General features: G+C 52.4%; 30 protein-coding genes. 6 read left to right on the top strand and 24 right to left on the bottom strand.

Going from position 1 to position 16900, the window contains the following annotated elements:
* Window positions 1-158: 158 nt before the first annotated feature.
* Entirely contained in the window at window positions 159-1241 is a 1083-nt protein-coding gene (locus ACODR9_RS03805) for a hypothetical protein (RefSeq protein ID WP_488807695.1), read from the bottom strand.
* Between the two features lie 56 nt (window positions 1242-1297).
* Window positions 1298-1819 (bottom strand): hypothetical protein, encoded by a 522-nt coding sequence (locus ACODR9_RS03800; protein WP_488807694.1) that lies wholly within the window; start codon window positions 1817-1819, stop codon window positions 1298-1300.
* A 147-nt stretch (window positions 1820-1966) separates the two neighbouring features.
* On the opposite strand from ACODR9_RS03800, the gene ACODR9_RS03795 reads away from it, so the two are divergent.
* Together ACODR9_RS03795 and ACODR9_RS03790 are read left to right on the top strand one after the other, a co-directional pair.
* Entirely contained in the window at window positions 1967-2266 is a 300-nt protein-coding gene (locus ACODR9_RS03795) for a hypothetical protein (RefSeq protein WP_488807693.1), read from the top strand.
* Window positions 2267-2302: 36 nt separating this feature from the next.
* Window positions 2303-2614, top strand: a complete 312-nt coding sequence (locus ACODR9_RS03790; protein WP_488807692.1) for a hypothetical protein — start codon at window positions 2303-2305, stop codon at window positions 2612-2614.
* A gap of 218 nt (window positions 2615-2832) precedes the next feature.
* On the opposite strand, the gene ACODR9_RS03785 is transcribed toward ACODR9_RS03790, so the two are convergent.
* The 5 genes from ACODR9_RS03785 to ACODR9_RS03765 all read right to left on the bottom strand — a co-directional run bounded on the left by ACODR9_RS03785 (window position 2833) and on the right by ACODR9_RS03765 (window position 4920).
* Window positions 2833-3651, bottom strand: a complete 819-nt coding sequence (locus ACODR9_RS03785; RefSeq protein WP_488807691.1) for a hypothetical protein — start codon at window positions 3649-3651, stop codon at window positions 2833-2835.
* A 15-nt stretch (window positions 3652-3666) separates the two neighbouring features.
* Window positions 3667-3876, bottom strand: a complete 210-nt coding sequence (locus ACODR9_RS03780; RefSeq protein WP_488807690.1) for a hypothetical protein — start codon at window positions 3874-3876, stop codon at window positions 3667-3669.
* Window positions 3877-4038: 162 nt separating this feature from the next.
* A complete protein-coding gene (locus ACODR9_RS03775; RefSeq protein WP_488807689.1) occupies window positions 4039-4374 on the bottom strand; it encodes a hypothetical protein in 336 nt (111 codons plus the stop codon).
* The gene (locus ACODR9_RS03770; protein WP_488807688.1) at window positions 4374-4655 is read right to left on the bottom strand and encodes a hypothetical protein; all 282 of its coding nucleotides are present in this window, start codon (window positions 4653-4655) and stop codon (window positions 4374-4376) included. Before ACODR9_RS03770 ends, ACODR9_RS03775 begins: the two co-directional genes overlap by 1 nt.
* A complete protein-coding gene (locus tag ACODR9_RS03765) occupies window positions 4645-4920 on the bottom strand; it encodes a hypothetical protein (protein ID WP_488807687.1) in 276 nt (91 codons plus the stop codon). Before ACODR9_RS03765 ends, ACODR9_RS03770 begins: the two co-directional genes overlap by 11 nt.
* Window positions 4921-4961: 41 nt before the next feature.
* Here ACODR9_RS03765 and ACODR9_RS03760 point away from each other — a divergent pair, with 41 nt between their 5' ends.
* From ACODR9_RS03760 to ACODR9_RS03750, 3 genes are read left to right on the top strand one after another with little or no spacing between them, the layout of a single operon-like run.
* Window positions 4962-5165: a hypothetical protein gene (locus ACODR9_RS03760; protein WP_488807686.1), complete on the top strand. Its 204-nt coding sequence runs from the start codon at window positions 4962-4964 to the stop codon at window positions 5163-5165.
* Complete coding sequence (locus ACODR9_RS03755; RefSeq protein ID WP_488807685.1) at window positions 5153-5401, top strand: hypothetical protein; 249 nt, start codon at window positions 5153-5155, stop codon at window positions 5399-5401. The genes ACODR9_RS03760 and ACODR9_RS03755 overlap by 13 nt, the downstream gene beginning before the upstream one ends.
* Window positions 5376-5642 carry a hypothetical protein gene (locus tag ACODR9_RS03750; RefSeq protein WP_488807684.1) on the top strand — a complete coding sequence of 89 codons (267 nt, stop codon included), beginning with the start codon at window positions 5376-5378 and terminating at the stop codon, window positions 5640-5642. Before ACODR9_RS03755 ends, ACODR9_RS03750 begins: the two co-directional genes overlap by 26 nt.
* Before the next feature lie 290 nt (window positions 5643-5932).
* Here the strand turns inward: ACODR9_RS03750 and ACODR9_RS03745 are convergent, their stop codons facing one another.
* Genes ACODR9_RS03745 through ACODR9_RS03730 form a run of 4 tightly spaced genes read right to left on the bottom strand, consistent with a single transcriptional unit; the run spans window position 5933 to window position 9033 of the window.
* The gene (locus tag ACODR9_RS03745) at window positions 5933-6583 is read right to left on the bottom strand and encodes a hypothetical protein (protein WP_488807683.1); all 651 of its coding nucleotides are present in this window, start codon (window positions 6581-6583) and stop codon (window positions 5933-5935) included.
* Window positions 6583-7593, bottom strand: a complete 1011-nt coding sequence (gene csf2, locus ACODR9_RS03740; RefSeq protein WP_488807682.1) for a type IV CRISPR-associated protein Csf2 — start codon at window positions 7591-7593, stop codon at window positions 6583-6585. Before csf2 ends, ACODR9_RS03745 begins: the two co-directional genes overlap by 1 nt.
* Before the next feature lie 11 nt (window positions 7594-7604).
* Complete coding sequence (gene csf1 / locus ACODR9_RS03735) at window positions 7605-8333, bottom strand: type IV CRISPR-associated protein Csf1 (RefSeq protein ID WP_488807681.1); 729 nt, start codon at window positions 8331-8333, stop codon at window positions 7605-7607.
* The gene (locus tag ACODR9_RS03730; RefSeq protein WP_488807680.1) at window positions 8320-9033 is read right to left on the bottom strand and encodes a hypothetical protein; all 714 of its coding nucleotides are present in this window, start codon (window positions 9031-9033) and stop codon (window positions 8320-8322) included. Before ACODR9_RS03730 ends, csf1 begins: the two co-directional genes overlap by 14 nt.
* A gap of 84 nt (window positions 9034-9117) precedes the next feature.
* On the opposite strand from ACODR9_RS03730, the gene ACODR9_RS03725 reads away from it, so the two are divergent.
* Window positions 9118-11319 carry a helicase C-terminal domain-containing protein gene (locus tag ACODR9_RS03725; RefSeq protein ID WP_488807679.1) on the top strand — a complete coding sequence of 734 codons (2202 nt, stop codon included), beginning with the start codon at window positions 9118-9120 and terminating at the stop codon, window positions 11317-11319.
* A 63-nt stretch (window positions 11320-11382) separates the two neighbouring features.
* Here ACODR9_RS03725 and ACODR9_RS03720 read toward each other — a convergent pair whose 3' ends face one another.
* From ACODR9_RS03720 to ACODR9_RS03660, 13 genes are all read right to left on the bottom strand, one after another.
* Window positions 11383-11667, bottom strand: a complete 285-nt coding sequence (locus tag ACODR9_RS03720) for a hypothetical protein (protein ID WP_488807678.1) — start codon at window positions 11665-11667, stop codon at window positions 11383-11385.
* A gap of 4 nt (window positions 11668-11671) precedes the next feature.
* Window positions 11672-11908, bottom strand: coding sequence for a hypothetical protein (locus ACODR9_RS03715; protein WP_488807677.1), 237 nt, complete (start codon window positions 11906-11908; stop codon window positions 11672-11674).
* Between the two features lie 28 nt (window positions 11909-11936).
* The gene (locus tag ACODR9_RS03710) at window positions 11937-12140 is read right to left on the bottom strand and encodes a hypothetical protein (protein WP_488807676.1); all 204 of its coding nucleotides are present in this window, start codon (window positions 12138-12140) and stop codon (window positions 11937-11939) included.
* 98 nt (window positions 12141-12238) lie between these two features.
* Window positions 12239-12604, bottom strand: coding sequence for a hypothetical protein (locus tag ACODR9_RS03705; protein WP_488807675.1), 366 nt, complete (start codon window positions 12602-12604; stop codon window positions 12239-12241).
* Between the two features lie 76 nt (window positions 12605-12680).
* A complete protein-coding gene (locus tag ACODR9_RS03700) occupies window positions 12681-12953 on the bottom strand; it encodes a hypothetical protein (protein WP_488807674.1) in 273 nt (90 codons plus the stop codon).
* 66 nt (window positions 12954-13019) lie between these two features.
* Window positions 13020-13544, bottom strand: coding sequence for a hypothetical protein (locus ACODR9_RS03695; protein WP_488807673.1), 525 nt, complete (start codon window positions 13542-13544; stop codon window positions 13020-13022).
* Between the two features lie 524 nt (window positions 13545-14068).
* The gene (locus tag ACODR9_RS03690) at window positions 14069-14317 is read right to left on the bottom strand and encodes a hypothetical protein (RefSeq protein ID WP_488807672.1); all 249 of its coding nucleotides are present in this window, start codon (window positions 14315-14317) and stop codon (window positions 14069-14071) included.
* 13 nt (window positions 14318-14330) lie between these two features.
* Window positions 14331-14696: a hypothetical protein gene (locus ACODR9_RS03685; protein ID WP_488807671.1), complete on the bottom strand. Its 366-nt coding sequence runs from the start codon at window positions 14694-14696 to the stop codon at window positions 14331-14333.
* A gap of 25 nt (window positions 14697-14721) precedes the next feature.
* Complete coding sequence (locus ACODR9_RS03680; protein ID WP_488807670.1) at window positions 14722-15057, bottom strand: hypothetical protein; 336 nt, start codon at window positions 15055-15057, stop codon at window positions 14722-14724.
* Between the two features lie 72 nt (window positions 15058-15129).
* Entirely contained in the window at window positions 15130-15546 is a 417-nt protein-coding gene (locus ACODR9_RS03675) for a hypothetical protein (protein ID WP_488807669.1), read from the bottom strand.
* A 116-nt stretch (window positions 15547-15662) separates the two neighbouring features.
* On the bottom strand, window positions 15663-15818 hold the full coding sequence (locus ACODR9_RS03670) for a hypothetical protein (protein ID WP_488807668.1): 156 nt from the start codon (window positions 15816-15818) through the stop codon (window positions 15663-15665).
* A 2-nt stretch (window positions 15819-15820) separates the two neighbouring features.
* Complete coding sequence (locus tag ACODR9_RS03665; protein ID WP_488807667.1) at window positions 15821-16243, bottom strand: hypothetical protein; 423 nt, start codon at window positions 16241-16243, stop codon at window positions 15821-15823.
* A gap of 303 nt (window positions 16244-16546) precedes the next feature.
* Window positions 16547-16834, bottom strand: coding sequence for a hypothetical protein (locus ACODR9_RS03660; protein ID WP_488807666.1), 288 nt, complete (start codon window positions 16832-16834; stop codon window positions 16547-16549).
* Window positions 16835-16900: the final 66 nt, after the last annotated feature.

Genomic DNA, 16900 nt, shown 5'->3' with positions numbered 1-16900 from the left:
CAAGCTCAAACAATCACAAAGCTACCTGACGGCAGAGACAGGTTTACTACTTGCATTTACTACAAGCTGCCTACCTGCAGTGGAAGACACATCTGAATTCTAACTGCGAGCGCACGTATCGAACAGGGGCGCATGCACAGCCGTATTCGCACAATCGCTCAATCATCTCCCGCTGAGCAGGATCCGTCATCAGTACTATCGTCTGATGCCCATCCACCCGGATCGCTCTGTGAAGATTCTGACGCACGGCACACGAACGAATCACTTGTCTTGCTGACAGTGTCTGGCTCATAAGCGGGCGAAAAGAGCCGGCTGGTGCTGGAATCATCATCATCGCGACTTCGGCTTGTTCCCGTCGATGACCGGTCGAAGAATGATACCGGGCGATCATCACTCTCTTCACGCTGTGAAAATCCCACCGGATCACTCAAGCCATATCGTGATGGGAGCAGATCAGTTTCCTGATAGCTCGGCTTGCTGTACTGCGACTGCAGCTCGACAAAGCTCTCTGCCTGGCGGTGCTTGCCATGCTCCACAACAGCATCGGCCACTAGCGTGCGGAAACTGGTTGGAATGTCGGTCAGCATATAAATCCAGATGTCACTGTCGTCGCTGGACGATGACGCGGCGCTGGTGGTGCTGAAGCTGCTTTGCAGTGCCACATCCCCTGCTGTCCGATACCGGGCATAGCTGGTCGAGTAGAACTTGCTCGACCGGCCAGCATAAGAGCCAAGCCGCTCAATATGCGATGCCAGCGCTTCCGGCACCGGTGCCTTGCTTCGGGCCAGATCGTGCAACGACTGCAGCAGCTCACGCATCTGGCGCGATTTTTCGTCCAGCTCGGCCTGCTCACGACGCAATGAATCCAGCAGGCTATCCAGATCACCTATCAGACCGAACTTGCTTTTAGACAGGTGCGCGATGAGCTGGGAGCGCAACACATTCAGCGCATCCGCCGTACCCGGCCTGGGGAACAGTCCCCATACCTTCCGCCATGTAGAGAATGACTTCTCTACGCGTGCATCTACGAAGCTCCGCACGTCATTGCGCAGGCGTTCAAGTACTGAAGTGCTAATGCTGGGTAGCAAGGTCTCAGCAGTATCGTTGAGAAAATCGCGGCGCTTCCTGCTCAGCCGGGTCAGCTCGTCATTCTTGCCAGCCAGTTGCTGCTCAACGACCGAAAGTGCGGTGGATAGCGCATCAATGGCATGACGCACTTCTGAAACCTTGGTATTGCTCATTTACTCCCCCTCCGTTACCGGGTAACGCACCTTGCCGATGCCACCACTGCGATTGCTCATTGACCCCAAGACTTCTTGGCTTTCGCGGTCTGCTGGTGTTGTTGCTCATCCGCCCGTCGTGAGTCATCAAGACTTTCGTACAGTTGGGGCGTAATCTTCCGCAAAGAGCGGTTGATGCAGTCCACCGCGGAGGCCTTATCAACATTCGAAAGCAGTGCTTCCGAAGTCACAACTTCAGCAAGTCTGCCCTTTACAACTTGAAGCTTCACTTCTGGCAGGTTTGCTCCACAGGGTTCTTCAAAAAACTGCGTCCCCATAGGGCCCTTGTTTGCCTCAACGTAGAGGACTTGATTGAATATGACGATGTACTCCCCATCTTTCAGGGAAAGTGCGACAATAGATGGATTGAGTGATATACGAAGTTGCTCGCTGATAGGCTTATGGTTTGATTTCCCGCCATCACCATAACTCAACATGTATAGAGTAGTCATGATAAGAAACAAGGCCAATGGCGCAATTATCATCCACGTCATCAAGTGGTGGGTTGGTTCTTTTGATGCATTTTCTTTAGTAGACATAATGCCTTTTTCTCGGCGAATTGAAATAAATTAGTGGCAGTAAGCAAAACCACAAATGCAAAACCTATCATGCAATACAGATTAACTCAAAGATAGAAAGACCACTTTAATTTTAATCACATTAACCTGCATCACTGTGAGGTAAAAATGAAAAGTATTAAAGATTTCACAATGGCAATAGAGAACGCTGCAATGCAAATGAAAAACAACAAACTCGGAACAGACTGGCTAATAGATAAATGCCAAGAGTTTCGAGAACATGCCAGAAAAAACAATTGCATCGAAAACTTCGACGCTGCCATTCCAAAAGCCAAAATTGAAGTTCAGAAAATCTTGGTGGCTTTTACATCAATTAAAATTGAAGAAAAGTCCCATGTAACGACAACCATACTTGAACAAAATCTTAACAACCTTGCCAACAAGCCTTCTCCAAAAAAAAGTATTTGAATTTTGCGCTCTTAACGAATCGGAGGATATATTCAAATGAGCATAAGCTTTGCCGAAATCGATGCCATCATCAACAAAGCACTATCGGTCAACGGCCTTGAAATTAAGGACGGACAGATCATGTTGAAAAGCGGCGAAAATGCAAGTAGCGCCACAGTTGGCAATTTCTTTGCAAATATTAAGTCTCAACTACTGGCATACGACTTAAAAGTCATCGCTCGCGAACACTCCAAGGCTCTTGCTAATATTGTGAGTGAGCAGAACATGATGTCCAATGAAATCATAAACAAACATAAAGCAGCATTGGAAAAGGAATACAAGTCTCAAAATGCAGATTTCAATCTGTAATTTTGATCTTGCCAACTTAACCTTACATAAAACAAAGTTCAGAAAAACGAATGCAATGCCTTATAAAATAAAGCGATTATTGCCAACGCCAAAACAAGCGCACTGGTAAACTTAACTGCACCCCAGAAATCATCCCGGCTAATTCATGCGCCCTGCCATGCTTAATACCAAAGCACAGCAGTGGCGCTTTTCTTTATTCTTGCGGATAGCGCCGATCTTTATTTATCATTGCGGACAATGTTCACCATGGAAATAAATAAAATTATCAATATGCACCCCATCCCTAAATAGAATAAAGTTGACAGCGAATTTTCCTGCTGAGTCTGTCGATCCTGCTCCCGGACTTCGCTTGCCATCGAGAGTGCGCTCTGAACATCCCACTCATGCTTGATGGTGAATTTGACGGAAGGGTCTTTCTTGTCCACAAATTGGAATTCGACCTGGTTGTGGCCAAACTGCTCTACCGCTGTGTACTGGGGCACTCCATTGGTCACCGGCAGCTTTTTGCCATCAACAAGGATGTCGAAGGTGGATATGGGCAAGGGACTTGTGCCGGCCAAGCTGAGTCCGTAGACCACCTGGCTTCGCTGAGCACGTACTGCTTCAGGTGTTTCGCGCTGTTGGAAGGTAAGTGAGTCAAGGGCTGTGCCTACTCGGTGGCCCATGTCATCGTTCAGGTGGGTTTGCGCCGTATCGGTCTCGACCACAGTTCGCTTGATCTCATTCAGCTTCAGATCGAACCTGGCGACATAATTTTCCCGGGCTTTCTGGACCAACTGACCCGCGATGTCGCGGTTTCTGCGCAGAAGGGCTTCCCGGTCATCGCCAGTCGTTACCTGCGCGGCTTCCTTGTTACGGGTGAACTCGCGATACAGCTCGTCCTCAGGCGAAATCTGGTCTCGGATGTGCTCCACGGTCTTCTCGGGTTGCGTTGAGGCACCGAAGAGGTATCCCAGCAGCAGGCCGGTTCCAAACCCGGCATGTGCATTCGCAGAAATGGTCAGACCACAAATCAATGCAATAACAGCTCGCTTCATGCACATCCCTTCTAGCTAACGCACACCATAAATAACGCGGAGACGCTGGGCCAATGCCGGGTGCTTGGCATAGGTCTTCACAATGACGCGCTCTACATGTTCAACAAACTGCAGGACTGGCATGGAGCGCTTCAGCGCCCCTTGAAGCCGGTTCTGCCGGCACAGATAATCGCGACGTTGCCGGTGGCGATGGACACCAGCAATGCCACGAAAGAATTCAGTCACGACTTTTCCTCCAGATATCTATTCGGATGCACACTGCAGCAATTACGGGAGAGGCGATGATCAACAGAACTCCAACAGCAAGAACTACTTGAAACATTACGACTCCTGAATGACGGCAAGTGAATCACAAACGGACCTGGATGCAAGAATGAGGCGGGCCGACTACCCTTTCATATTGGCGATCGTTGTCAGCGTGCAGGCCAAAGTGGATTGGTAAAAATGAGGGTGGTAGGCCTGGATTTGCTTCAAGTCTTCTTTGACCTTTTCAGATAATGGAAGCGACTCTAGCCCCTTCCCCTGTGTTTCAATCAACCTGGCCAATTCATGACTGGATACTTGAAGTCCATTTTCTTCAAGAGCAGCACAGAAGGTTGTCACCACGAGACATCCCAAAATCACCCAATGTGTCTCAGACGATTCTGGTGGATTTGCATCGATAATCGCCTGCACAAAATGTTGAGAGACCGCAGGGGATGAGTCCACGTTATATGCGGCCATTAATGCCCTACTTTCTGGTCGTGAACGTATACGATCCGCGTGAAATCGTGGGTCACATACCACCACGAACTTGCAGCGAAGACCCCGGAAACCAGCAGAAAGGCAATAGCTAACCGAATGCAAACCGAGCGGAAAAACTTGTACCAGCGCACAACATCACGCACCGTCATCTTCTCTCCGTATACGGAGACCACTTGATCCAGTGGTTCGAACACGCTCCCATTGCCAGTTGAATGAGCAGCTTCATTTACGCTTCCGCGCTGTTCATTATCAGTGGTCATAGTGCTTCCTTAGAACGGCGATTTCGGCATCCAGTAGAAGGTTTGCCATCTTGTTTCTTGATGGTGGCCAATCGTTATTGATCTGGTCGAATCGTTCCTGAAATTGTGGAGAAAGCTCGTTCGTAATGATGTAATCCGAAACGAGGTGTGACTCTTCGGAAGTGGCCTTAGAATCCAAGGCTTCAATAACAATTCCTATTGTGGCTGTAATGGCGATCAACACCATGCACACCACCTCAAAGAGTGAATACTTGCGGTTCTGCATCACCATCCCCTGATTGAAAGGCAGCAAATGAGCCTGCCTTCGTGAATGAAGGCGATTATTTGAAATCTATGGACTGGTTTCAATTTTTCGGCGAAATCACCGGCATAAATATTTGTGAAAGCCACAAATTGACCGGAATGGCGGCATCATTTCGCGGTTTTATTGCGGAACAAATCAAAGCATGTATGGTGTGCTGTTTTGCCGTACAGGAGCGCCATTCGGGCGTATATACATGGCCAATCTGAACAAAGACGACATCATCAAGATGCTGCTGAATGCTGTACGAGACATTGTGGAACGCACGCCGACGAACAGCCTTGAGGGTATGGAAGAGCACATTGAATCGATCAGAGGGATTGCCGGTGCGGCACGCTTCTCGGCCGAGGCAGCTCTGGCCAATCTTGGCGCTACAACTGCCGTAAGAGAAGATACCGAGGCATCGCTGGACCCATGCCATGCTTCTGCTCAAGCAGCGCTTTGAGGCATTCATCGAGAGGATAGACACGCAGTTGCTGGCTATCAAAAGTAACTTCCTGGCCGAGGGCCTGCGCATCAAGACACCGATCAATGCCCCGGTTGAGGACATCGTGAATCAGGAACGATGCTTGACCAGCCATCGGGATAGTGATGCATCGACCAGTTGTCCGGTCCTTCCCCGGGACATGCTCTATTTCCGAGCCGCTGCTTTAACCCCCGCGATGCGGGGAATGCTTGTATTGTGATGTAGTGCTCACCCCCGCCAACTGACGGGGAATACGATTTGGTTTTCCTGGATACGGAATTTACCGACCGGTCACCCACGCAAATGCGTGGAATGCGAACTGCATGTGACTCAACTCAAGCCATAGCCACCGCTCACCCCCACCAGAGTGAAAACGTTGCGCTGCGCTCTCCCCCAAGTGCGCTGCAGGAACAAACCTTTGCGCTAGTCTCCATCACGTCATCACACGGAATTCCTCGCCTGCGCGGGGGATTCCGAACTTCCTATAGCACTCCAGATGGAGTGCTACCGTCAGAGATCCATTGGCATCAGAACTGGCTTGGAAGTTGTCTTCTTCCAGTACGGCGCTCGCAGATTGCCCATGGCCATTGCCATGCTCCCGGACAGCGGAATATCGGTATCAACAGGCATGGCACGTACCGACCAGTCTGCCGATTCGATTGGCTCAACCTGGATGGACTTCACATAGCCGAAGCCCAACGAACGCCGGCCACCCAGATACTCAAGGTCGCTGATCAGCTCCCGGATAGCATCGATGTCGCCAACACCTTCTGCTACGGCCGAATCCATCAGGGTCGAGTGAAGCGAGTTCACCGTGTTACGGAACGTGCCGCCAGCAGGGTTGATTGCCGCATTACGCTTCACCAGTCCGGCGTCGATGTCCTCGGTCACCCGCTCAAGACTGAAGCCGCTTCGCTGGAATACAAGGAATGGCTCTATCAGCGGGTCGCCCCGGAAAATGCTGGCCTTAAATACCCACTCACCGGACTTGGTGACATAGCGATCAAGGGGCAGATCATGCTGAGTGCTCCACGGATCAGCATGGCCACCCTCCTCCTCACGCTCGACTTTGAGGGCCGACAGAACCGCGTCCAGATGGATGGGATGTTCAGGCATCATCACCTTGCTCCCGAAGTGGACGGTAATGCGGAACGGTTGCATCAAGCGTCCTCAGCTTCTTTCTTCGAGGCTTTCTTGCTCATGGCAAATGCCTCGAAATCGTTGGCAGTGATTTCGTCCGATGCCTCAGCCCAAGCGGCAAAGTAGGAGTTGATGACATCGGAAGACTCGTCAAAGCCGTTACCGGCCCAGACCTCTTCACCATCGACAATCACGGAACTGATGGAAATCAGGCCATAGCCCTGGGAATTCATGCCGCCAAGCATGGACTTGTGCATTCGCTTGATGGCGAGCAGCAACAGACCCGCCTGGGCCTTGGTCGGCTTACGCAGGCCGACGCGCCACAGCCAGTTCAGGCCGGGAATCACCACCTCATGCGCCGGGAAGGAGCGCAGGCCGCGTGCGGAGTCTTCGCCTTCCTTGCCGCTGGCGAATTTATTGCTCCACTCAGTAATGGCCTGCTCTGCATTCGTGATCAGTTCAGCATCCTCTGCGTCGGCATCCAGCACCGGATCAACTCGGCGCTTGAACACGACCTGAGTCAGGCGACCGGAAACAACCTTGTCTTCGTAGTCGCCCAGCAGTCGCAGAGTATCCGGGGTGATCGGCATGGCGTCATGCACTTGCAAGCGACCGGCGATCATGCGGGGACCACCGCCGAAAACGCCGAGGAACGGATGCTTGCCGATAGTACGTACTTCCTCGAAGGAGGCCTGGATGCCGTCCGGGTTGCCCGATGCGTTGCCAGACAATGCGGCGGCATAAGCGCTATCGGACAGAGTGACATTGCCCCGGAAGGCGTCGAAGATCGGCTCAATCATGCCTTCGCGCAGATTATGGCGCAGGCTGTTGGCAGGCATGATCGGCAAGTAGCGCGGACGTACGGTTCCTTCTTCGTCACCGGTTTGCGCCATGATAGGCAGAGAGCGGGTACGGATGCAGGGGAAGCCAGTCGGACCCGAGGTGAACTCACCATTGAGGGTAACGCGAGCTTCACCCGGTTGGCTGGAGTGGTACTGAGTAGTGTTGGTAAAAATGATTTCGATCTTCACAACGTATCCTTTTAAAGTACCAGTGTTTTGGGTTCGGGCCGGGTTGGAGCCGGTTGCGTTTTGGTAAGCAGGAAGGTCAAGGCCCACACTTCGCCGGGTGTCAGCTTGGTGCAAACCTTGAAGTCTTCCGTTGTCATGTACTTCAGTGCGATCGGGGAAAGCCGGCCATGGCCAGAGTCGCGCAGATCACGGTCGGTTACGGCAAAGATGGTGTACGGGGCTTTCTTCTCACCTGCCTCGATACGTGCAAGACGTACTTTTTCAGCAATGGCCATTACCTGGCGCAACTTGGCCGGGCGGATGGTGAATAGATCACTCCCGCGCCGCATGTAAATCAACTCTTTTGAGAGCGTTACCGGCGTACGCCAAACCAGATGCTGCATTTTGGATGAGGTGTGAACAGCAACGAATGGGGGTTCCGGCGGGTCAAGGAAGAGCCAAGCTTTGTTGATGTCCTTGGAAATGGGGAAAATACCTTCCGGGGTAATAACCGTGAAGATCAACCCGTTCATGGAAGTCTTTTTCCGAAGCCAGAAGCATGCATGGCAACAAATACCATTGCGCACAGCCAGATCACGGGTATCCGAGAAAAACTCAGAAGACTGGATTGGCGAATATGGATCGCCCTTTTTAATTGGCTTGCCGCAATGGCCGCAATTACAGCCGTCCTCTTTCTCCCAATACAGATCAGGGGTCGGCAGGCCTTTCATGGCCTGGGCGAAAATATCACTCGGCCACATAGCGGGACTCCATGCGCATTGCAGCAGCGTAGTCGGCATTCAGCATGCCATATCCCTTGCCGGTCAAATAACCCAGTGACCACCATCCAGAGAGCATTGCATTGATTTCAATCGTGACATGCTTAAGCGTCAGCAATGCGGCAGTGCCATGACCCAACTTCGCGGCGACATCACCTTCCCACGAAAGTACTTTTACATTCAGGTCAGGGCAATCAATCTTCAGAAAGTTACATTGTTCGCGGATGCTTCGCTTAATGAGTGCAGATGCATGCGCTTGGGGGTCTTTCTTGAAAGCCTCAAGATGGCGCGGCTTTTTCTGGATGACCAACCTGGGAATCACGTAACGCAGGGAGAACGGTCGAGCTTCAATGCTGCAAAGGCCGCTGGCATAGCTTTGCGTGACCGGTTGCCGTAGGGAAGCGCTCCACGCAATGGCAATGTGGCCAGCCATTTCACGCATGACGACATGCATTTCTTCTCCATAACCGAGAATAGCAAAGCCATTTTTACGCGATTGGAATTTCAGCGGGCTAAAACCATCTTTGGCAATTCCATTTTCATAATGGAAAAGGCGTTGAGACAACTCTTTATTGCCGCCTGTTAAATCAAGTAAATCTGCAGTCTTCCGCCGTGCAACATCACCGAAGAAAGAATCTTGCAGATTGAAGCTAATACACAGCCAATGGGGATTCACTTGCATACTTGCTAACCCGGTTAAGAAGTGGACGGAGTTTAGGATTGTTCTGTAAGATTGCAAGCGAATCGGAAAATCATGGAAGCCGGAATGAAGATCATAAAACTTGGTGCACTACCGGAACATCTTGAGCATGGCGATGAATCTCGTTCAGAATTCGTATGCCGTCTAATCAGGACCGCGCTGCACGAAAAATACGACCGGAAACCGGTTCCTGATGCTTTGCTAAAACGCTTCACCGTCAGCATGCCAGATTCTCTGGAAGTGCTTCTTAAAGCAGAATCACAACGGCATAATGCCGCACCTGCGATTTTGGCTGCAGAATTGATTGCGTCAGCCATAACCCACTCAAATGGCAACACATTTACAGATGTAATCGCCGCGAATGAAGATCAATCGCAAGGGATAAAAACCCACATCCGTCCGATTCTCCACAACCTCCTTGATGACTCAATAAAAGCCATTGAGGATGGGAAAATCATCCTTGCCGAAGCATCTACCGGCACCGGCAAAGGCCGCATGATTGCTGCCATGGCCATCAAGTCGAAAGCCTCCGGACCTGTGGTCATTTCGGCTCCACTTCCGATCATGCGCCAGCTGGCGAATGAGCTTCGTGTCGTTGACCCCACTTGCTCCCCCCAGATAATTCTGGGTAGAGGAAACTTCATCGACCCGGTCGCACTTGAAGAATGGCTGGCAGACAATGAGAACCCAGCACTTGTCGAGTGGTTTGCTTCCCATGGCCCAACCGTGACTGAGGAAACCAAAGCCCTCAACAATGCCATCGACGGCTCGCTACGCTGGCTGGCTGACGACTTGGTATCGCTTGGTGGGGATGAAATTCCGCTGGAAATGCTGCGCCTCAACGATGGCGCAGATACAGAGAATCCGGCAGAACTAATCTATCGCGCCCTACGGGACAGGGACTTCGGCAAGGGTGACATCATCGTCTGCACCCACATGGCACTGGCAACTGACTGCCGCTTCACCGACCTGGGCTCAAGCGGATTTTTACCTAAAAAAATTGGCACCCTGCTGGTGGATGAAGCCCATCTGCTGGAAGCATCGTTTGCTGCTGCGAACTGCCAGACCATCCACCTACATGCCCTTGGCCGGCGGATCGATTCTGCTGGCCTTCCGGCAGGAAAGACACGGACTGCAAAAGCCGCCCTGGATATGGTCGAGCAGAAAATATGGCGGCAAAAGGAGATCTACCAGACAGGGAAGTCCGGCCTGATGCGGGACTTCCACGAGCTGGAATACTACGTTTCTGAGCTGCGCAATTCGCTGGCTGAGTTGCCTGCAATTACCAGTAGGACCTCGCTGGATGCCCGGGAAGCCCGTAAGGCCCTCCGCTTCGCTAAAGCGATGTTTGACAATGCCCTGTCCAACAAAGCAACTGTCCAAATCGGCCTTTCACCGGTGCAAGAGCGACCTCTGTTCACTGTTGGCCGTGCCAACCTGGAAAAGCCGCTTAATGCGCTCTGGGAGCGTTGCAGCGCCGCAGTACTGGTGTCTGCCACTCTGTATGTCACCGACACAGACGGCAGCTTCCAAGGCAACTACTCACGCTGGGTGCTGAACATCCCCAAAAACCGAGTCGTGTTCCGCCAGCCTGTCATCGCAAAATGGATCACCAGTACGCCCGAATTTCATATTCTTGATACTCCAGCAGAGCCGGCCAACACGGACAACTGGTACGACATCATCTCGTCTCAGGCCCGCACCATCTACAACCGCGCCACCGGCGGCACTCTCGTCTTGCTAACCAGTCACGCTGCAGCTGCTGCAATGAGCGCACGCCTGGCCGATCTTCAAGAATGTGTCATCACGCAGGGTGAGCAGCGTTCTGCCGCGCAATGTGCCTCCCTCTTTCGGGAACTGCACGCTGCTGGCAAGAAACCCATCTGGCTGGGTGTCGGTACAGCATGGACAGGCATTGACCTCAGCGACCATCAAGTTGAAGCCGTTGATGACACGCTCCTGACAGACCTGTTCATCCCGCGCATCCCGTTCCGGTGCAACAAGACACTGACCCATGATCGCCGTGCGAAGTCGATCCCAATTGCAGAAACATACGAGACCATCCGCATGCTTCGCCAAGGCCTGGGCCGTCTTGTTCGTCGCGAGGGGCTGCTAAACCGGCACATCTGGTTCGGTGACAAACGCATCGAGAAGAAGAACGCGATCTACACGACCGTCCGGCGGGTGTTCAATCCATACACAGCGAAGCCAAAGCCAACAGGCGCACGCTTCAAGGAATCTGAATCGCTCATCGCTGAAATGGCCTAGCACCAATAAAAAACCCGGCTTTCGCCGGGTTTCTTGTTTCAATCCTGCCCTCTCGGGCAAGGGTTATGCGGGGTGCCCAAACTGCTCGAAACTGGGTTCACCGGCAAGTTCATTGATCACATGGTCACCATCCACACCATTCTCGCTTGCCAGCTCACGGAACTCTGCAAGGCTGCTTTTATTGATCTCGATGTCTTCAATACGATCACGAAGTTCAAGGGCAAGAATGTGTCCCTTGCCACGGGCAGCAACGACCCCATTTAGGGCACGCTCATGCTCACGGAGCCGGGACAGATGGTAACGGACATGGTTTTGCACTGACTTCGGCAGATCGGGTGGCGATGTCATTGCCTCACGCCCCCGTCCCGAATGCAATTTCTTGTGCTTCAGGACACACCAGCAGCATGCCTCCTCCCCTTGCAGGGCGGATCACAACAGCAGTCACATTCACCGGGTCATTGAGGGCAAACATGAATTGGCGAAAAGAAATCATCCCACCAGTAAATGCCTGCACTACATTGAGAAAACGTCGTACTTTGAAACGCACAGGACGATTCGCCCAACGTTCAGCCTTGCTGTCTTTCAACATTTAATTTCTCCAGTTCATCTGTTGAAAGTTAGAGCCCAAGCCCGTAGCCGCCATTGGCACGGCGAGTATCGCGATTGGCCACTTCATCGAACAGCACGTCATCGCTACTGGAGTCCTTGAAACCAGCATCAAGCGCCATACGCAGCGAGTCCCGCCCGGTGATGATCTGAGGCTCAATCACACCATCCGGATCGGTAATCAGGAACTGTTCTTCAACACGGGTTGCAGCCATAAATTCACTCCTTCAGATAGGCAGGGGAGCGCCCCAAAGGGGCGTTCCCCCCTGGGTATGGTAGGTGATGGCCACCAGGATGGTGGCCATGTCAGACGTTACTGCTTGGGGATGGCCGGCTGGCCATCTTTCCAGCCAAACAACTTGCCAAGCGTTTCATTGACCTCGGCAAGCGACTCGCCAACATGAATGGCTTCCTTGTCAGCATCCAGATGAGGCAAGGCCTTGATCATGGCCTGGCGGGCAAGGATCAGTGCATCACGCAATTCCGGTGCTGCCAGAATCAGATCCATGGCTTTCGCACGGGTACCAGTCGGTGTTTGCATCCAGTCTTCGCGCAGGGCAAAGATCACAGGATCATTGTGAGGAACGCCGGGATGGCGTGTGACCAACTGCGTGGCCACATGCTTGCCCTCTTTGTTAGTGAGGTGCTTCCACGCCCACGGTCCTTGATTGTAAGACATCGCTCTACTCTCCTATTACGTTTGAACAGGGAGCAGCCCCAGAGGGCTGATCACCCCCTGGGTATGGTTTGACTACTTAGGTCAGTGCTACAGCGTCCGCCGCACAGCAATCAGCCTTGGTCAGGCCCAGCTGCGACATTTTACGTTTCATGATCGGCTCATACTGACAACGACGCTCGAACTGGTCGAAACCAGTGTGACGTGCGCCATATTCATCGCGGGCCAGCACTTCTTCGTAGGTAACAATCCGCGAGCCGCTGGGCAAGTCTGCCTTCCAGTCCTTCAGGCGGATTTCGACAAGCCATTCGGCTTCGGTGTGAATTTCGGCGGTATTGGTTTTGGTATTCATGATCAACATCCTTGAATTCGGTGCTGGCCCATAAGGGCCTGGCCCCTATGGGTATATGAATTGCGCTCAGCGCACGTTTTGCAGCATGCCGAAGATCGGCTGATATTCTTCCGGCAGATTGACCACCACCCGCTCCATGCCGAAATCGACAATGATGCGGCCGGCACTCAGAATCCAGCCAGAATTGGCACTGACCACCTCAGGAATGAAGTTCCGATGGAAAACGTCCTCAACATTCCGGGTGATTTCCCATCCTGCAGGGCAATTCTCCGGAAACTGACAGCGCTCAACGAACCACGAAATCAGCGCACGGAATACTTCCTTCATGCTGCGATCATGGTTGCAATCGATCAGCCCGTTTTCGTACAGTGCCGCCGGCGCATACAGGCCCAAACGGAACATAGATTCGGACAGGTCATCGAAGCCCTCTTCCATAACCCAGTCGTCTTCAACACTGGCGATGACAACGCCTGGCTCACCCTTCTTGAACACACGAAAGGCCTTGAAGCCAATTGCTTGGCACAACTTCAGCGCGAGGTCGGTGTGATCGCCTACTGCACCAACAACAACGACTGCATCTTTGATTTCCATGGTCTGATTCCTGTTGAAATCCACTCCCCCCATAGCCGAACGCGCAAGGGTAGTCGAGGATGATTTGGTTGAAATAGCCGGACGCGAAACAACACCGCATGGCGAAGCGCATGCAATGAGTGATGTGTGGCTGGTGTGATTCAGAACTGATCCGGCAGATAGCGCCAGTTAGAGGAACTGAGGGCGGGTGCCCGGGGTAATTGCGTCAGGAGACGCGCATGCCAGTTGGCATAGAGAACCCCGAGTATAACGCCGTGCCTGGCCAGCCACAACGCGCTTGAAACTTCAACACTGCCTACCGGCAGGAAACGACCTGGCCATAGCATGAGCCGTCGTGATATTTTCCAAAGCTGCCATGCGGCAGTCGAACTCCAACTACAGAGCTTCAGCGTGCAGCGCTTTCTACGCTGCTTTTAGGAAGGGATAAGGCGGGGAACTTATAGCATTGCCAAGCTGCCATCCGGCAGAAAACTAAGACCGCTAAAGAATAGATCCCACGTCGTAGGCTGTGAAATTTTCCGAGATTACTGGCGTGAGGTCCGCGCTAACATCAGCTCAGGGCATTCTTCTACTTCAATTTCCCGACCTTGCAGAAGCTGCACCTCCTCAAATGTGGTTGTCTTTCCTTCGCGCACGGAATCAACAAGTCCACCGTGAGCTGGACCAACATCGATTACAACGGCTTTACTCAGGGGGGCAATCTGTTCTTGAGGAATAGACATCCCTTTACCCGACTCCATCATAACTACGGTGTTATATTCGCCTTGTTTCATTTTCCACCCTTACTTATGCAAGGCTCGACTGAGCCTCTTTGTTGTTGCTGGCGAGTTCTGTATGTTCAGGCCGGGTAAATTCCCAACCAACAACTTGGGCGCAATCTTTGCCTATAAGCCAATCTTCGCCGTAGTCCCCAGCATCGTCAGGATGCAAAACCATTGGCTCATCACTCACGAGGCGGACGATCCGGGCCTGCTGGTCAGGGCGAATGTCCCGCTGACAGCGCACGCAAAAACGATCAGTTTTCGGATCACGCCTTGCGTCGTAACCGAGACACACACGGCGAATGCTTTTAGGTATAGCGTCCATCAGAGACTTTTCCGATATCAGCGAAGCGGTAACACTCAGCGAGAGAGGGCCGTAGCTGAACAACATTGCTCATAACAATTTTCCGTGCCGGTCAGGAGTTTGCCGAAAGTCGGGAAATGGTAGGGTGTCGTGCCAAGATCGGATTTTCTGCAGCTAGGTGGGTAAGTGTCGCCTTTGCGTCTGCAAGGCAACCTTCCACCCGCGCTAGATCCGCGACAGATACGGCAGTGGAACCGCCCGCCAGCTTCCTACTCACACTGTCACGCTTCGCTTCGGCGCTCTCAAAGGCAAAAAGCGCGTCTTTCACTTTGGGCCAGCGAAGCACCTGATCCAGTTGGCGGTCTTCTGCAGACTGCTGCGCCAACGAGTACGGGAGAAGTGCCGAGTCACCGTCCATATCCACAGTCTTTCTTCTGCTGCTGGTCATACAAATTCCTTCCTGGGTGATTCGTCTTGCTGATGCCGGTGGTGCCGGCATGGGTAAGGCGACTATTTTCCGTTACGGCTTCGCTGCGTAGGTTTTGCTGTTGTCGGCCACGGTCATCCAAGTGGTTTTCACCTTCAACAACTTGTCGCCGAACGGCACAGTGAACGAATCCGCAAGCGGGCCTGCCAAGGTGATCTGGCGTTGAACCTGCTCAATAGCTTTATGGTGCGTGCCGTCCATCGATGAAATCTCAGCGGGATTGCCCGTTTCGACCTGACTAACAATCAGGTCTTGAGTCTGCTTCCAACTTACGGTAACGCCTTCGGCGCTGATCATGGCATCGCCACCACATTGCACCTTCAGCGAAGGCAACTGCTGGGTGAATGAGCCATGGGTCAGTGTCAGGTCAACTTGCTTCATGCAAACCTGCTCCCCAGCGAACACAGCGGTCGAGAGGGAAATCATTGCAAGTGCGCTCATCAGTTTCATTAGTGTCTCCACGGTTAGTTTCAGCAAACTTTTCCGAGAAATCGGTGAATGTCCATGCTTGCAGGCAAACCGTTCAGACCTCGGCTCTACCTGCAGCTCTGCATCAAATGCCTCGATTATTGTTTCCCTGTTGCCCGGCGGACTACCGTCGTCAACACCGTGGCCATCTCCTTGAGCATTTGGCGGCGCAGTTCAGGCTTGCCCATCCTGGGCTTCTTGGGAGTTTCCTTGAGCCGTTCGATTTCGGCCTTGCGCGCCCTGGCCTGGCCCATCGCTACATCGCCTCAACGAGGTTGAACACGGCGCATGGCATGTGTCGCTCGGGAATGTAACGACCGTCGCGCATATAGCGGAAGAAGCTCGTCGCCCCTTCAAACGGGAAATCACTGTCGTGCTCTTTCAAGAAGACTTGTTCGATGACCCCCTGGGCATTTTTGTAGAACTTACCGTCTTCCAGCACGAGCGGGATCAACTCACCGTCCGGACCCAGCTTGAAACCTTGTGCGAGGACGGCATCAATTGTCGGGTAGAAGCAGTATTCGCCAATCACGCTTGCACCATCTTCCTGGTCGTGCGGACCCAGCAGCAAGACCGTACTACCCTCAACCTTGCAGGTCAGACCCTCGCCTGGATTGGCCACGTCCTTCAGTTCTCCATCGCAATCGACAAAGCAGCCTTGCTCAAATTTATGATTCATTCTCTATTCCTTGCTGTTCAGCTGTGCAGTTGAAACCACGTTATCAAACCTGCCATCAATTGCAAGTTGACCAACAAAACGTGCGGCAGTACCAAAAAGCAAGCTGTCCGCAATTATTCCGAAAAATCATGAATCAGAAGAATGTCGAATTTTGCATCCTCCTCCCAACAACCCGATAAACAAAAAAAGAGGCCGGTCGGGATATCACACCATCCCGCACCGACCCTGTCGTGATCGCCTAATCTACTGCCCAACAAATCGTGGTTTCCCTTCCACCTTGTTTGCGCTAATGGGCATTGCTACCTACCTATTACTGGCCTCGCCTTTGCGCGACCAGATCACTTCCAAGGCCTCTTCTCCCTTATGGCAAGGGGAGATGTACAGTGTCATCTCACTAAAGAACAATTCTTCCCGAACATACACAAAGCCAGCATCTTCCAGCGCAGTCAGCGTGGTCGATTGAGAATGCCGGGTTATGCCCTGCATCTCAACACACTCTTCAAGCAGCCGAATGGTTCTCCATCCCATCTGCGAAAGTAAATCACCCGATGCCTCTGCATCGGCCTGGCTTTCATGGCCAAGTAGGATCATTCACCCACCATCACAAGAGATCTTTCGGATTGAATGGCACGTGTAGTTCACGGGCCGTTTTTGCTT

The sequence above is a fragment of the Aquitalea sp. FG25 genome (assembly GCF_057809375.1).
Note: the sequence above shows the minus strand (reverse complement) of the source record. Positions and strands in the feature narration are given on the sequence as shown.

Coding starts and splice junctions, on each gene's coding strand:
- ACODR9_RS03805 (WP_488807695.1), bottom strand. CDS start 1,241: ATGAGCAATACCAAGGTTTCAGAAGTGCGTCATGCCATTGATGCGCTA.
- ACODR9_RS03800 (WP_488807694.1), bottom strand. CDS start 1,819: ATGTCTACTAAAGAAAATGCATCAAAAGAACCAACCCACCACTTGATG.
- ACODR9_RS03795 (WP_488807693.1), top strand. CDS start 1,967: ATGAAAAGTATTAAAGATTTCACAATGGCAATAGAGAACGCTGCAATG.
- ACODR9_RS03790 (WP_488807692.1), top strand. CDS start 2,303: ATGAGCATAAGCTTTGCCGAAATCGATGCCATCATCAACAAAGCACTA.
- ACODR9_RS03785 (WP_488807691.1), bottom strand. CDS start 3,651: ATGAAGCGAGCTGTTATTGCATTGATTTGTGGTCTGACCATTTCTGCG.
- ACODR9_RS03775 (WP_488807689.1), bottom strand. CDS start 4,374: ATGGCCGCATATAACGTGGACTCATCCCCTGCGGTCTCTCAACATTTT.
- ACODR9_RS03770 (WP_488807688.1), bottom strand. CDS start 4,655: ATGACCACTGATAATGAACAGCGCGGAAGCGTAAATGAAGCTGCTCAT.
- ACODR9_RS03765 (WP_488807687.1), bottom strand. CDS start 4,920: ATGCAGAACCGCAAGTATTCACTCTTTGAGGTGGTGTGCATGGTGTTG.
- ACODR9_RS03755 (WP_488807685.1), top strand. CDS start 5,153: ATGGCCAATCTGAACAAAGACGACATCATCAAGATGCTGCTGAATGCT.
- ACODR9_RS03750 (WP_488807684.1), top strand. CDS start 5,376: ATGCTTCTGCTCAAGCAGCGCTTTGAGGCATTCATCGAGAGGATAGAC.
- ACODR9_RS03745 (WP_488807683.1), bottom strand. CDS start 6,583: ATGCAACCGTTCCGCATTACCGTCCACTTCGGGAGCAAGGTGATGATG.
- csf1 (WP_488807681.1), bottom strand. CDS start 8,333: ATGTGGCCGAGTGATATTTTCGCCCAGGCCATGAAAGGCCTGCCGACC.
- ACODR9_RS03730 (WP_488807680.1), bottom strand. CDS start 9,033: ATGCAAGTGAATCCCCATTGGCTGTGTATTAGCTTCAATCTGCAAGAT.
- ACODR9_RS03725 (WP_488807679.1), top strand. CDS start 9,118: ATGAAGATCATAAAACTTGGTGCACTACCGGAACATCTTGAGCATGGC.
- ACODR9_RS03720 (WP_488807678.1), bottom strand. CDS start 11,667: ATGACATCGCCACCCGATCTGCCGAAGTCAGTGCAAAACCATGTCCGT.
- ACODR9_RS03715 (WP_488807677.1), bottom strand. CDS start 11,908: ATGTTGAAAGACAGCAAGGCTGAACGTTGGGCGAATCGTCCTGTGCGT.
- ACODR9_RS03710 (WP_488807676.1), bottom strand. CDS start 12,140: ATGGCTGCAACCCGTGTTGAAGAACAGTTCCTGATTACCGATCCGGAT.
- ACODR9_RS03705 (WP_488807675.1), bottom strand. CDS start 12,604: ATGTCTTACAATCAAGGACCGTGGGCGTGGAAGCACCTCACTAACAAA.
- ACODR9_RS03700 (WP_488807674.1), bottom strand. CDS start 12,953: ATGAATACCAAAACCAATACCGCCGAAATTCACACCGAAGCCGAATGG.
- ACODR9_RS03695 (WP_488807673.1), bottom strand. CDS start 13,544: ATGGAAATCAAAGATGCAGTCGTTGTTGTTGGTGCAGTAGGCGATCAC.
- ACODR9_RS03690 (WP_488807672.1), bottom strand. CDS start 14,317: ATGAAACAAGGCGAATATAACACCGTAGTTATGATGGAGTCGGGTAAA.
- ACODR9_RS03685 (WP_488807671.1), bottom strand. CDS start 14,696: ATGTTGTTCAGCTACGGCCCTCTCTCGCTGAGTGTTACCGCTTCGCTG.
- ACODR9_RS03680 (WP_488807670.1), bottom strand. CDS start 15,057: ATGACCAGCAGCAGAAGAAAGACTGTGGATATGGACGGTGACTCGGCA.
- ACODR9_RS03675 (WP_488807669.1), bottom strand. CDS start 15,546: ATGAAACTGATGAGCGCACTTGCAATGATTTCCCTCTCGACCGCTGTG.
- ACODR9_RS03670 (WP_488807668.1), bottom strand. CDS start 15,818: ATGGGCCAGGCCAGGGCGCGCAAGGCCGAAATCGAACGGCTCAAGGAA.
- ACODR9_RS03665 (WP_488807667.1), bottom strand. CDS start 16,243: ATGAATCATAAATTTGAGCAAGGCTGCTTTGTCGATTGCGATGGAGAA.
- ACODR9_RS03660 (WP_488807666.1), bottom strand. CDS start 16,834: ATGATCCTACTTGGCCATGAAAGCCAGGCCGATGCAGAGGCATCGGGT.